Origin of the sequence: Klebsiella sp. ME-303 (assembly GCF_007910085.1) — a bacterium.
Taxonomy (GTDB): Bacteria; Pseudomonadota; Gammaproteobacteria; order Enterobacterales; family Enterobacteriaceae; genus Klebsiella; species Klebsiella michiganensis.
This window is the reverse complement of record NZ_VOJB01000076.1, coordinates 1-12852: the sequence shown is the minus strand read 5'-3', so window position 1 is coordinate 12852 and position 12852 is coordinate 1. Positions and strand designations below refer to the sequence as shown.

Sequence of the window (12852 nt, the reverse complement as noted above, 5' to 3'; positions counted from 1 at the left end):
ATGGGCGTAGACGATACTCAACCGCTAATTACGCATCTGATTGAGCTGCGCAAGCGCTTGATCAACAGCATTCTTGCGATTCTGGTGATTTTCCTGGCGTTAGTCTATTTCGCCAACGATATCTATCAGCTGGTTTCCGCGCCGCTGATTCGGCAGATGCCGGTCGGTGCGACCATGATCGCCACGGATGTGGCCTCGCCTTTCTTCACGCCGATCAAGCTGACCTTTATGGTATCGATAATTTTGTCGGTCCCGGTCATTTTGTATCAGGTCTGGGCCTTTGTGGCGCCAGCGCTGTATAAGCATGAACGTCGGCTGGTTATGCCGCTGCTGGTCTCCAGTACGCTGCTGTTCTATATCGGCATGGCCTTTGCCTACTTCGTCGTTTTCCCGCTGGCGTTTGGTTTTCTGACCCACGCGGCGCCGGAAGGCGTACAGGTCTCTACCGATATTCGCAGCTACCTCGACTTTGTGATGGCGCTGTTTATCGCCTTTGGCGTCTCATTCGAGGTTCCGGTGGCCATCGTCCTGCTGTGCTGGATGGGCGTCACCACGCCGGACGACCTGCGTAAGAAACGCCCCTACGTACTGGTTGGCGCATTCGTTGTCGGGATGCTGCTGACCCCGCCGGACGTGTTCTCGCAAACCCTGCTGGCGATTCCGATGTACTGTTTGTTTGAGGTCGGGGTCTTCTTCGCGCGGTTCTACACCGGTAAACGCCTGACGCGTGATGAGGATGCCGCTGCCGAAGAGGCGCAGGGCAAAGAAGAATAACGCTCAACCGCCCGCCAGGGCGGTTGCCGTATGGGAGCGATGATGTTTGATATCGGCGTAAATCTGACCAGTTCGCAGTTTTCCCGCGATCGCGACGAGGTGGTTTCCCGGGCCCGGGGGGCGGGCGTCAGCGGGATGCTATTGACGGGAACCAACCTGCATGAAAGCGCGCAGGCTCAGCAGCTGGCGCGCCGTTATTCCGGGTGCTGGTCAACGGCCGGCGTTCATCCCCACGACAGTCGCAGCTGGACGGACTCGGCGGCGGCAGCGGTCTATGCGCTGGCTCGCGAGCCGGAAGTCGTTGCGGTGGGTGAGTGCGGGCTGGATTTCAACCGCAATTTTTCGACGCCTCAGGAGCAAGAAGCGGCGTTTAGCGCTCAGCTGGCGCTGGCCGCGGAGCTGTCGATGCCGGTATTTCTGCACTGCCGCGATGCGCACGAGCGCTTCCTGGCCCTGCTGGTGCCCTGGCTTGATAAGCTCCCGGGGGCCGTTGTGCATTGTTTTACCGGTAGCCGCGAAGAGATGCGCGAATGCGTGGAGCACGGTTTATTTATTGGTATCACCGGCTGGGTATGCGATGAGCGTCGGGGGCTGGAGCTGCGAGAGCTGCTGGTCGATATTCCGGCAGAGCGCCTGCTGATTGAGACCGATGCGCCGTACCTGTTGCCGCGAGATATGCTGCCAAAACCCGCTTCTCGCCGCAATGAGCCCGCCTACCTGCCGCATATTCTGACCCGCATCGCGCAATGGCGTGGGGAGGAGGCGCAATGGCTGGAAGACGTGACTGATGCTAACGTCAGAAGACTTTTTGGCGTGGCTTTTTAAGCGCCGTCAGATTTTATAAAAGTCAGTATTTTTAACGCTCTGGAGCACCTGCTTGTTAAGCAGATTCAGCAGCAGCATCGAGCGGGCTTCGCCGTCCGGTTCGGTAAAAATAGCCTGCAGACCTTCAAAGGCGCCATCGGTGATCAGCACGCTGTCGCCTTCATGCGGCGTTTCAGGATCGGTGATGCCTTCCGGTTTGTAGATGGAAAGCTGATGAATGACGGCAGATGGCACGATAGCGGGCAGCGCGCCGAAACGCACAAAACTGTTCACGCCGCGCGTGGCGCTGATGGTAGTGGTATGAATCACTTCCGGGTCGAACTCGATAAACAGATAATTTGGGAACAGGGGTTCGCTGACCGTCGTGCGTTTACCGCGGACGATTTTTTCCAGCTCGATCGTTGGCATCAGGCAATTGACGGCCTGCCGTTCAAGGTGTTCTTGGGCTCGTTCAAGCTGCCCACGTTTGCAATAAAGTAAGTACCAGGCTTGCATAATGACTCTTTCCAATGCTACTAGCTGCAAGCATAACAAAAGCCCGGTACGATCGCGAAATCATTGCGGGTGAAAACTAAATTTCAGCGTTCTTTCACGCTAATTTAACAAAAATACAGCATAGCTCCGGCGAACGCCGTATAATCACCCGCCTGTATAGAGGTCAATAACAACTCCATGAAATACCACGATCTACGCGAATTTCTGACATTACTGGAGCAGCAGGGGGAATTGAAACGGATCTCCCTGCCGGTCGATCCTCACCTGGAAATCACCGAAATTGCCGACCGCACTTTGCGAGCTGGCGGTCCGGCGCTGCTATTCGAAAATCCCAAGGGCTACGCCATGCCGGTGCTGTGTAATCTTTTCGGCACGCCGCGGCGAGTCGCGCTGGGGATGGGGCAGGAGGATGTCAGTTCTCTGCGGGAAGTGGGTAAGCTTCTGGCATTCCTGAAAGAGCCGGAACCCCCAAAAGGTTTCCGCGATCTGTTTGATAAGCTGCCGCAGTTCAAACAGGTGCTGAATATGCCGACTAAGCGTCTGCGCGGAGCGCCGTGCCAGCAGAAAATCATTCAGGGTGATGAAGTTGATTTGACCCGTATCCCGATCATGACCTGCTGGCCGGAAGATGCCGCGCCGCTGATCACCTGGGGTCTGACGGTGACCCGCGGCCCGCATAAAGAGCGGCAGAATCTGGGCATTTATCGCCAGCAGCTGATTGGCAAGAACAAGCTGATTATGCGCTGGCTATCGCATCGCGGCGGCGCGCTGGACTTCCAGGAGTGGTGCGCGGCGCGTCCTGGCGAGCGTTTCCCGGTCTCCGTCGCGCTGGGCGCCGATCCGGCAACCATTCTCGGGGCGGTGACTCCGGTTCCGGATACCCTTTCCGAATATGCTTTTGCCGGGCTACTGCGCGGCACCAAAACCGAAGTCGTGAAGTGCATCTCTAACGATCTTGAGGTGCCCGCCAGCGCGGAGATCGTACTGGAAGGGTATATTGAAGCCGGAGAAATGGCGCCGGAAGGCCCCTATGGCGACCATACTGGCTACTACAATGAAGTGGATAACTTCCCGGTCTTTACCGTTACCCACATTACTCAGCGTGAAGATGCCATCTATCACTCGACCTATACCGGGCGTCCGCCGGATGAGCCGGCGGTACTGGGCGTTGCGCTGAACGAAGTGTTCGTCCCCATTCTGCAAAAGCAGTTTCCTGAAATCGTGGATTTCTATTTGCCGCCTGAAGGCTGTTCCTATCGCCTGGCGGTCGTCACGATGAAGAAGCAGTACGCCGGACACGCGAAACGCGTCATGATGGGCGTCTGGTCGTTCCTCCGCCAGTTCATGTACACCAAGTTCGTTATTGTCTGCGATGACGATGTCAACGCGCGCGACTGGAATGATGTGATTTGGGCGATTACTACCCGTATGGACCCGGCGCGTGATACGGTACTGGTAGAAAATACGCCAATTGATTATCTGGATTTTGCCTCACCGGTTTCCGGTTTGGGTTCAAAAATGGGGCTGGATGCCACAAATAAATGGCCTGGAGAGACCCAGCGCGAGTGGGGTCGTCCGATCAAGAAAGATCCTGAGGTGACGGCGCGCGTCGACGCCATCTGGGATGAACTGGCTATCTTCAAATAACAGTAAGCGGGGCTACGCCGCTGTTTTGCACAATAGACCCGACAGAGGGGACGCATGACAACCTTAAGCTGTAAAGTGACCTCAGTGGAGGCGATTACCGATACTGTGTATCGCGTTCGATTAGTGCCGGAAGCGGCGTTTTCCTTCCGTGCCGGTCAGTATCTGATGGTCGTGATGGACGAACGCGATAAGCGCCCATTCTCGATGGCCTCCACGCCGTCGGAACAGGAGTTTATCGAGCTGCATATCGGTGCATCTGAACTGAACCTGTATGCGATGGCGGTGATGGATCGAATCCTGAAAGAGCGTCAAATCGAGGTCGATATGCCGCATGGCGAAGCCTGGCTGCGCGATGATGAAGAACGTCCTCTGATTTTAATCGCCGGGGGAACGGGCTTCTCTTACGTGCGTTCGATTCTGCTCACCGCGCTGGCGCGCAATCCGAATCGCGATATCGCCATCTACTGGGGCGGGCGCGAAGCGAAACATCTCTATGACCTGGCCGAGCTTGAAGCGTTAAGCCTGCAGCATCCGGGCCTGCGCGTCGAACCCGTTGTTGAGCAGCCTGACGCCGAGTGGCGTGGCCGTACCGGAACCGTACTCACGGCGGTTCTGCAGGATTACGGTACGCTGGGAGAGCATGATATCTATATCGCTGGCCGCTTCGAGATGGCGAAAATTGCCCGCGACCTGTTCTGCAACGAGCGCGGCGCGCGCGAAGATCGCCTGTTTGGCGATGCCTTTGCGTTTATCTGATAGCCGCTCTGCCAGCATCCGGGCTTTTGGCCCGGATGCTGTTGTTACCGGGCATCGCTGAAGTAAACGTACAGCGGTCGTTCGTTTTCCAGCAAACAGAGCATTTTCCCTACCGGGTTCCCTTCTTTTTCCAGCGTGGCGGTTAGCTGCGTCGCGATATGCTGGCTGCCTATCTTCTCATCATAGCGTTCGGTAGTGATATCGGTGACGGTCAGATCCTTGAACCGCTCGCTTTGCGGATCCTGCGCCATTTTACCGATCCCCCATGAGAGGCAGGCCTGAGCGTTATCCTGTTCGCTGGCGAGCGCTGCGGCAGGGAACGTCGTTAGCAAAAAAATGATGGGGATTATTTTCATGACTCTTCATTATCCTTAATGAGCGTGACGTATCCGGTGATAATAACCGAATAGCGGAAATAAAAAACCCGCCCCTGACAGGCGGGAAGAACGGCAACTAAACCTTCTCCCGTTATCATTCACGCTGCCTCTTTGTTGGCTGCCCTCGCTCACCCCGGTCACCGGGTTCTCTATGCTCCCGGGGATTTGCTCGGCTGCCGCCGCGATGCCGCGCGAATGATTCAGGGGATTAACGCTTTGCTTAAACCCGCTCGAATACCGTCGCGATACCCTGACCTAAACCAATACACATCGTCGCCAGGCCGAACTGTGCGTCTTTGCGCTCCATCTGATTGATCAATGTGGTGCTAATGCGCGCGCCGGAACAGCCGAGCGGATGACCCAGGGCGATCGCGCCGCCGTTGAGGTTGATCTTCTCGTCGATCTGTTCCATCAGCCCCAGATCTTTAATGCACGGCAGGATCTGCGCGGCAAAAGCTTCGTTCATTTCGAACACATCGATATCGCTGGTGGAGAGCCCGGCTTTTTTCAGCGCCAGTTTTGACGCGGGAACCGGACCATAGCCCATTATTGACGGGTCGCAGCCAACGACAGCCATCGAACGCACGCGAGCGCGGGGCTTCAGGCCCAGCTCGCGGGCGCGGCTTTCGCTCATTAACAGCATGGCTGCGGCGCCATCGGAGAGGGCGGATGAGGTTCCCGCCGTCACGGTTCCGGTTACCGGATCGAAAGCGGGTCTAAGCGCGGCCAGCGCTTCAACCGTTGTCTCCGGGCGAATCACTTCGTCATAGCTGTAAGACTTCAGCACGCCGTCGGCGTCGTGACCGCCTGTCGGGACAATTTCCGCTTTGAATGCGCCGGATTGCGTCGCGGCCCAGGCGCGGGCGTGGGAGCGAGCCGCAAACTGGTCCTGCATCTCGCGGCTGATGCCGTGCAGGCGCGCCAGCATTTCTGCCGTCAGCCCCATCATTCCGGCGGCTTTGGCGACGTTACGGCTCAGGCCCGGATGGAAATCTACGCCGTGGCTCATCGGGACGTGGCCCATATGCTCTACGCCGCCAATCAGGCATACGCTGGCGTCGCCGGTCATGATCATGCGTGCCGCGTCGTGAAGCGCCTGCATGGAAGAACCGCACAGCCGATTGACCGTGGTGGCGGGTACCGAATGCGGGATTTCCGCCAGCAGCGCCGCGTTGCGGGCAATATTGAAGCCCTGTTCCAGCGTCTGCTGAACGCAGCCCCAGTAAATATCGTCAATCGTGCTGGCTTCAAGGGATGGGTTGCGTGAAAGCAGGCTACGCATCAGGTGCGCGGAGAGATCTTCCGCGCGCACGTGGCGAAAGGCGCCACCCTTCGAACGGCCCATCGGGGTACGAACTGCATCGACAATGACAACCTGTTCCATTGTGACTCCTTAAGCCTTTTTCAGGTCGCCTGGCGCACGGGCAGGCTCAACTGGTGGATAGTACGGTTCGTTATGACGCGCTTTGCTGCGCAATCCTTCCGGCACGTCGTATAGCGGGCCGAGATGCTGATACTGCTGGGCCATATCGAGATATTTTGCGCTACCGAGCGTATCCAGCCAGCGGAACGCGCCGCCGTGGAACGGAGGGAAGCCCAGGCCATAAACCAGCGCCATATCGGCTTCTGCCGGGCTGGCGATAATGCCCTCTTCGAGACAGCGCACCACTTCATTAACCATGGGGATCATCATCCGGGCGATAATCTCTTCATCGCTGAAATCACGCTTCGGCTGGCTAACTTCCGCCAGCAGGCTATCGACTGCGGCATCCTCTTCCTTCTTCGGTTTACCTTTACTGTCTTCTTTGTAGCGCCAGAAGCCGAGGCCATTTTTCTGGCCGAAACGGTTAGCGTCGAACAGCGCATCGATCGCATCGCGATAATCTTTCTGCATCCGCTGCGGGAAGCCCGCCGCCATGACCGCCTGCGCGTGATGCGCGGTATCAATGCCAACGACGTCCAGCAGATAGGCCGGGCCCATCGGCCAGCCAAACTGCTTCTCCATCACTTTATCGACTTTGCGGAAGTCCGCGCCGTCGCGCAGCAGCTGGCTGAAACCGGCGAAGTAGGGGAACAGCACGCGGTTAACAAAGAAACCGGGGCAGTCGTTGACCACAATCGGCGTTTTGCCCATTTTGCTGGCCCAGGCGACCATTTTCGCAATGGTTTCGTCCGAGCTTTTTTCGCCGCGAACGATCTCGACCAGCGGCATCCGGTGCACCGGGTTAAAGAAGTGCATACCACAGAAGTTTTCCGGGCGCTTCAGTACGCTGGCCAACTCGCTGATGGGAATGGTGGAGGTATTCGAAGCCAGCACGGTATCCGGGCGGACTTTGTCTTCCGTTTCCGCCAGCACCGCTTTTTTCACTTTCGGATTCTCAACAACGGCTTCGACCACGACGTCCACGCGTTCAAAGCCGGCGTAATCCAGGGTTGGCTGAATAGTAGAAATGACGCCAGCCATCTTGAGACCGTCGATTTTGCCGCGCTCAAGCTGTTTATTCAGCAGCTTGGCCGCTTCGGTCATGCCCAGCGTCAGCGATTTGTCGTTGATATCTTTCATGACCACCGGCACGCCTTTCCAGGCTGACTGGTATGCAATGCCGCCGCCCATAATCCCCGCGCCCAGCACGGCCGCGTGTTTTGGCGTGTCGATATCTTTCGTCAGCTTCTTCGCTTTTGCTTTGACGTACTGATCGTTAAGGAAGATACCTACCAGCGCACGCGCCTCGTTGGTATGCGCCAGCGGGACGAAACTTTTATTTTCCAGATCCAGCGCTTCTTCGCGGCCAAAGCGGGCGGCGGCTTCGATGGTTTTAACGGCGGTAATCGGGGCCGGGTAGTGCTTCCCGGCGGTTTGCGCCACCATGCCTTTGGCGATGGTAAAACTCATCGCGGCTTCAATTTTACTCAGATGCAGCGGCTCCAGCTTCGGCTGGCGCTTCGCCTTCCAGTCCAGGTCGCCTTTAATAGCCTGACGCAGAATCGCGACCGCGCCATCGATCAGTTTTTCATGCTTAACCACGCCATCGACGAGGCCGATTTTTAAGGCCTGTTCGGCGCCAACGTCTTTGCCGGCGGCAATGATTTCCAGCGCGCTGTCCGCGCCAAGCATCCGCGGCATCCGCACCGAGCCGCCAAAGCCCGGCATGATGCCCAGCTTCGTTTCCGGCAGACCAATGCGCAGATCCGGCGTCGCCAGGCGATAATCGGTCGCCAGCACGCATTCGCAGCCGCCGCCCAACGCATAGCCGTTGACGGCGGAAATGGTCGGAACCGGCAAATCTTCCAGGCGATTAAAGACGCTATTAGCGAAATGCAGCCACTGGCTGAGCTGTTCTTCGGGAACCAGGAACAGAGAAAGAAATTCGGTGATATCCGCGCCGACAATAAAAGCGGCTTTCTCGGAGCGTAGCAGCAGCCCTTGCAGATCTTTTTGTTTTTCGAGTACGTCCAGCGCTTCACCGAGGCTGGCTACGGTTGCGGTATCGAGCTTGTTGACCGAGCCGGGGGCATCAAATACCAGTTCGGCAATGCCGTCTTCCCGCCAGTCGAGGTACAGGGTGTCGCCTTTGTAGAGCATGTCAGTCTCCTGAATCCAGCAATATGATCTGGTCGTACCAGATGAGACGGAGTGTGGATTTTATGTTAAGAAATTGCAAATAAGACTTTAAATAAATGCTGGTCGGATCACACCCGGCAGAGATCACCCCGTTTGAGGTCATTGTGCTAAGATGCGAAGCATCACGATCTCATAAAATCAAAGGATAAATGATGGAATCCCTTGCCGGTCTCTATAAAAATCATATCGTTACCTTACAAGAACGCACCCGCGATGTTCTGGCCCGCTTTAAGCTGGATGCCCTGCTGATCCACTCCGGTGAACTGGTCAACGTCTTCCTTGACGATCATCCGTATCCGTTCAAGGTCAATCCCCAGTTCAAAGCCTGGGTGCCGGTTACGCAGGTCCCTAACTGCTGGCTGCTGGTGGACGGCGTCAATAAACCCAAACTGTGGTTCTATCTGCCGGTCGACTACTGGCATAACGTGGAACCGCTGCCGACCTCATTCTGGACCGAAGAGGTGGATGTGATTGCCCTGCCGAAAGCGGATGGTATCGGCAGCCAGCTGCCCGCCGCGCGCGGCAATATTGCCTATATCGGGCCGGTGCCGGAACGTGCGTTGGGGTTAGATATCGCGGCGGATAAAATCAACCCGAAAGGGGCGATCGATTATCTGCACTACTATCGCTCTTATAAAACTGACTATGAGCTGGCCTGCATGCGCGAAGCGCAGAAGTCGGCGGTTAACGGTCATCAGGCCGCTCATGAAGCGTTCCTTTCCGGGATGAGCGAGTTTGATATCAACCAGGCCTATCTGACCGCGACCGGCCATCGCGACACCGATGTACCGTACAGCAACATTGTGGCTCTGAACGAACATGCCTCCGTGCTGCATTACACGAAGCTGGATCATCGCGCGCCGGCGGAATTGCGCAGCTTCCTGCTGGATGCGGGCGCGGAATATAACGGCTATGCGGCGGATCTGACGCGTACCTGGGCGGCGCATGGCGATAGTGACTATGCTCAACTGATTAAAGACGTTAATGAGGAACAGCTGGCGCTGATTAGCACCATGAAGGCGGGCGTGAGCTACGTGGATTATCATGTCCAGTTCCATCAGCGTATTGCCAAACTGCTGCGCAAACATCAGATAGTCAAAGATATGAGCGAAGAAGCAATGGTGGAAAACGACCTGACCGGACCGTTTATGCCGCACGGCATTGGTCATCCTTTAGGTCTGCAGGTTCATGATGTCGCGGGTTTTATGCAGGATGATTCGGGTACCCATCTGGCCGCGCCGGCAAAATATCCTTACCTGCGCTGCACGCGCGTACTGCAGCCGCGGATGGTATTGACGATTGAACCGGGAATCTACTTTATTGAATCGCTGCTGGCGCCGTGGCGCGAAGGGCAGTTCAGCAAACACTTCAACTGGCAGAAAATTGAAGCGCTGAAACCGTTTGGCGGTATTCGTATTGAAGACAACGTCGTGATCCACGAAAACAGTATTGAAAACATGACGCGCGATCTGAAACTGGCGTAATGGAAAGCTGGTTGATACCGGCCGCGCCGGCCACCTTTGTGGAAGAGATCAAAAAGAGCCGCTTTATCACGCTGTTGGCGCACACCGACGGCGTAGCGGCGGCAAAGGCGTTTGTCGAGTCAGTCAGGGCGGATCACCCGGATGCCCGTCACCACTGCGTGGCGTGGGTCGCCGGGCCTCCGAATGACTCGCAGCAGCTGGGGTTTTCCGACGATGGCGAACCGGCGGGGACGGCGGGTAAACCGATGCTGGCGCAGCTGATGGGTAGCGGCGTCGGCGAGATAACCGCTGTCGTCGTGCGCTACTACGGTGGTATTCTGCTGGGCACCGGCGGCCTGGTCAAAGCGTACGGCGGCGGTGTGCACCAGGCGCTTGCGCTGCTGACAACACAGCGCAAGACGCCGCTGACCGCGTATACTTTGCAGTGTGAATACGGGCAGTTGGCCGGGATTGAAACGCTGTTGGCTCAGTTCTCAGGGAAAATTGTCGAAAGCGAATATCAAGCGTCTGTTCAGCTGCGCGTGGCGCTTCCTCAGGCTGAAGTGGCGCTATTTTCAGCAAAACTGGCTGATTTTAGTCGCGGTTCGTTGCAATTACTGAAGATTGACGAATAATCCCCACCTGATTTTTTTGCATATCAAAGGAAGCGCCAGAGATGCATTTTCGCGCGATAACCCGAATCGTTGGACTGCTGGTCATTTTGTTTTCGGGGACAATGATCCTCCCGGGATTAATAGCCCTGATATATCGCGATGGTGCGGGGCGGGCGTTTACCCAGACCTTTTTCGTTGCCCTGGCGATCGGTTCGCTGCTGTGGTGGCCCAACCGTCGTGAGAAGGGTGAACTGAAATCCCGCGAAGGGTTTCTCATCGTCGTGCTGTTCTGGACGGTGCTCGGAAGCGTCGGTTCGCTGCCCTTTATCTTCTCTGAACAGCCCAACCTGAGCATTACGGATGCCTTCTTTGAATCCTTCTCGGGTCTGACAACGACCGGGGCAACCACGCTGGTTGGGTTAGATTCGTTACCCCACGCCATTCTTTTCTATCGTCAGATGCTGCAATGGTTTGGCGGGATGGGGATCATCGTGCTGGCGGTAGCGATACTGCCGATACTGGGCGTCGGGGGGATGCAGCTGTATCGGGCGGAAATGCCCGGGCCGCTGAAAGATAACAAGATGCGGCCGCGCATTGCTGAGACGGCGAAAACGCTGTGGCTTATCTATGTCTTACTGACGGTGGCCTGTGCGCTGGCGCTGTGGTTTGCCGGCATGCCGGCGTTCGACGCCATCGGGCACAGCTTCTCGACGATTGCGATTGGCGGATTCTCCACCCATGACGCCAGCGTGGGCTACTTTAATAGCCCAACGATTAACTCCATTATTGCGATTTTCTTGCTGATATCGGGCTGTAACTACGGCCTGCACTTTTCATTACTCAGCGGGCGCAGCCTGAAAGTGTACTGGCGCGATCCCGAATTCCGCATGTTCATCGGCGTGCAGCTCACGCTGGTGGTGGTATGTACCCTGGTGCTGTGGCTGCATGACGTCTACAGTTCGGCGCTCATGACGGTGAATCAGGCGTTCTTTCAGGTTGTATCGATGGCGACAACGGCGGGCTTCACGACCGACAGCATTGCGCGCTGGCCGCTATTTTTACCGGTCCTCCTCCTCTGTTCGGCTTTTATCGGCGGCTGTGCCGGGTCGACTGGCGGTGGTTTGAAGGTTATCCGTATTCTTCTGCTTTTCAAGCAGGGTAACCGTGAGCTTAAACGGCTTGTACATCCTAACGCGGTATATAGTATTAAACTGGGGAACCGCGCGCTGCCGGAACGTATCCTGGAAGCCGTCTGGGGATTCTTCTCCGCCTATGCGCTGGTGTTTATCATTAGTATGCTGGCGATTATCGCCACCGGCGTGGATGATTTCTCGGCCTTTGCTTCGGTCGTTGCGACGCTGAATAACCTTGGCCCAGGGCTGGGCGTGGTGGCGGATAACTTTGCGACGATGAACCCTGTCGCAAAATGGATCTTGATTGCTAATATGCTGTTTGGTCGTCTGGAAGTGTTCACCTTGCTGGTGCTATTTACTCCGACTTTCTGGCGCGAATAACAGGAGTGCCTGTGAAAACTTTGATTCTCTTTTCTACCCGCGACGGACAGACGCGTGAAATCGCCTCCTATCTGGCATCTGAATTAAAAGAGCAGGGGATTGATGCGGACACGATCGATCTCAACCGCACCAATGAAGTGGAGTGGCCCTTATACGATCGTGTCGTCATCGGCGCATCAATCCGCTATGGTCATTTTCATCCCGCCTTAGAACGGTTTGTAAAAACGCATCTTCAGTCGCTGCAGGCGCTACCGGGCGCCTTTTTCTCGGTCAACCTCGTCGCGCGTAAGCCAGAAAAACGAACGCCGCAGACAAACAGCTACACCCGCAAGTTTCTGCTTAACTCGCCGTGGCAGCCGCAGAACTGCGCGGTGTTTGCCGGCGCGCTCCGCTATCCACGCTATCGTTGGTACGATCGGTTTATGATTCGCCTTATTATGAAGATGACCGGCGGCGAAACGGATGTCAGTAAAGAAGTGGTGTATACCGACTGGCAGCAGGTGGGCAGATTTGCGCGGGAAATTGCGCAAATGACCAGCAAATAGCGCGTTAAACCATCCTGGTGATGGAAAGTTGAGCGAACGAAAAGTTTTTTGAAATTTCCCCTTGTCACTTCGGAATTACTCCCTATAATGCGCTCCCACTGACACGGAACAACGGCTTACAGCCCGCCGGGTCAGCGGGATTCAGCGATGAATACCGGCAGAGAAAAGCGAAAATAATCGCTTGACTCTGAATGAGGAAAACGTATTATACGGGACCTCG

Annotated in this window: 12 protein-coding genes; 8 read left to right on the top strand and 4 right to left on the bottom strand. The window is 56.3% G+C overall.

The window, feature by feature from the left end; translation table 11 throughout:
* Entirely contained in the window at positions 1-774 is a 774-nt protein-coding gene (tatC, locus tag FQK12_RS14015; protein WP_004097593.1) for a Sec-independent protein translocase subunit TatC, read from the top strand.
* 30 nt (positions 775-804) lie between these two features.
* Complete coding sequence (gene tatD / locus FQK12_RS14010; protein WP_014837091.1) at positions 805-1599, top strand: 3'-5' ssDNA/RNA exonuclease TatD; 795 nt, start codon at positions 805-807, stop codon at positions 1597-1599.
* Between the two features lie 6 nt (positions 1600-1605).
* Here tatD and rfaH read toward each other — a convergent pair whose 3' ends face one another.
* Positions 1606-2094, bottom strand: a complete 489-nt coding sequence (gene rfaH, locus FQK12_RS14005; protein WP_004097595.1) for a transcription/translation regulatory transformer protein RfaH — start codon at positions 2092-2094, stop codon at positions 1606-1608.
* 177 nt (positions 2095-2271) lie between these two features.
* On the opposite strand from rfaH, the gene ubiD reads away from it, so the two are divergent.
* Together ubiD and fre are read left to right on the top strand one after the other, a co-directional pair.
* Positions 2272-3741, top strand: coding sequence for a 4-hydroxy-3-polyprenylbenzoate decarboxylase (ubiD, locus tag FQK12_RS14000; RefSeq protein WP_014227483.1), 1470 nt, complete (start codon positions 2272-2274; stop codon positions 3739-3741).
* Positions 3742-3795: 54 nt separating this feature from the next.
* Entirely contained in the window at positions 3796-4497 is a 702-nt protein-coding gene (fre, locus tag FQK12_RS13995) for an NAD(P)H-flavin reductase (protein ID WP_014227484.1), read from the top strand.
* 44 nt (positions 4498-4541) lie between these two features.
* Here fre and FQK12_RS13990 read toward each other — a convergent pair whose 3' ends face one another.
* The 3 genes from FQK12_RS13990 to fadB all read right to left on the bottom strand — a co-directional run bounded on the left by FQK12_RS13990 (position 4542) and on the right by fadB (position 8457).
* Positions 4542-4853, bottom strand: coding sequence for a hypothetical protein (locus FQK12_RS13990; RefSeq protein ID WP_014227485.1), 312 nt, complete (start codon positions 4851-4853; stop codon positions 4542-4544).
* Positions 4854-5094: 241 nt separating this feature from the next.
* Entirely contained in the window at positions 5095-6258 is a 1164-nt protein-coding gene (gene fadA / locus FQK12_RS13985) for an acetyl-CoA C-acyltransferase FadA (RefSeq protein WP_004097616.1), read from the bottom strand.
* Between the two features lie 9 nt (positions 6259-6267).
* Positions 6268-8457, bottom strand: a complete 2190-nt coding sequence (gene fadB, locus FQK12_RS13980) for a fatty acid oxidation complex subunit alpha FadB (protein ID WP_014227486.1) — start codon at positions 8455-8457, stop codon at positions 6268-6270.
* 191 nt (positions 8458-8648) lie between these two features.
* Between fadB and pepQ the strand changes: the two genes are divergently transcribed.
* The 4 genes from pepQ to hemG are packed head-to-tail and all read left to right on the top strand — an operon-like array spanning position 8649 to position 12632.
* On the top strand, positions 8649-9980 hold the full coding sequence (gene pepQ / locus FQK12_RS13975; RefSeq protein WP_009652560.1) for a Xaa-Pro dipeptidase: 1332 nt from the start codon (positions 8649-8651) through the stop codon (positions 9978-9980).
* A complete protein-coding gene (locus FQK12_RS13970) occupies positions 9980-10594 on the top strand; it encodes an IMPACT family protein (protein WP_014227487.1) in 615 nt (204 codons plus the stop codon). The genes pepQ and FQK12_RS13970 overlap by 1 nt, the downstream gene beginning before the upstream one ends.
* Positions 10595-10635: 41 nt before the next feature.
* Positions 10636-12087: a Trk system potassium transporter TrkH gene (trkH, locus tag FQK12_RS13965; RefSeq protein WP_004097624.1), complete on the top strand. Its 1452-nt coding sequence runs from the start codon at positions 10636-10638 to the stop codon at positions 12085-12087.
* 11 nt (positions 12088-12098) lie between these two features.
* Entirely contained in the window at positions 12099-12632 is a 534-nt protein-coding gene (gene hemG / locus FQK12_RS13960) for a menaquinone-dependent protoporphyrinogen IX dehydrogenase (RefSeq protein ID WP_014227488.1), read from the top strand.
* Positions 12633-12852: the final 220 nt, after the last annotated feature.

What these genes read in the sequence shown, in the direction of transcription:
- tatC (WP_004097593.1), top strand. Translation starts at nt 1, where the DNA reads ATGGGCGTAGACGATACTCAACCGCTAATTACGCATCTGATTGAGCTG.
- tatD (WP_014837091.1), top strand. Translation starts at nt 805, where the DNA reads ATGGGAGCGATGATGTTTGATATCGGCGTAAATCTGACCAGTTCGCAG.
- rfaH (WP_004097595.1), bottom strand. Translation starts at nt 2,094, where the DNA reads ATGCAAGCCTGGTACTTACTTTATTGCAAACGTGGGCAGCTTGAACGA.
- ubiD (WP_014227483.1), top strand. Translation starts at nt 2,272, where the DNA reads ATGAAATACCACGATCTACGCGAATTTCTGACATTACTGGAGCAGCAG.
- fre (WP_014227484.1), top strand. Translation starts at nt 3,796, where the DNA reads ATGACAACCTTAAGCTGTAAAGTGACCTCAGTGGAGGCGATTACCGAT.
- FQK12_RS13990 (WP_014227485.1), bottom strand. Translation starts at nt 4,853, where the DNA reads ATGAAAATAATCCCCATCATTTTTTTGCTAACGACGTTCCCTGCCGCA.
- fadA (WP_004097616.1), bottom strand. Translation starts at nt 6,258, where the DNA reads ATGGAACAGGTTGTCATTGTCGATGCAGTTCGTACCCCGATGGGCCGT.
- fadB (WP_014227486.1), bottom strand. Translation starts at nt 8,457, where the DNA reads ATGCTCTACAAAGGCGACACCCTGTACCTCGACTGGCGGGAAGACGGC.
- pepQ (WP_009652560.1), top strand. Translation starts at nt 8,649, where the DNA reads ATGGAATCCCTTGCCGGTCTCTATAAAAATCATATCGTTACCTTACAA.
- FQK12_RS13970 (WP_014227487.1), top strand. Translation starts at nt 9,980, where the DNA reads ATGGAAAGCTGGTTGATACCGGCCGCGCCGGCCACCTTTGTGGAAGAG.
- trkH (WP_004097624.1), top strand. Translation starts at nt 10,636, where the DNA reads ATGCATTTTCGCGCGATAACCCGAATCGTTGGACTGCTGGTCATTTTG.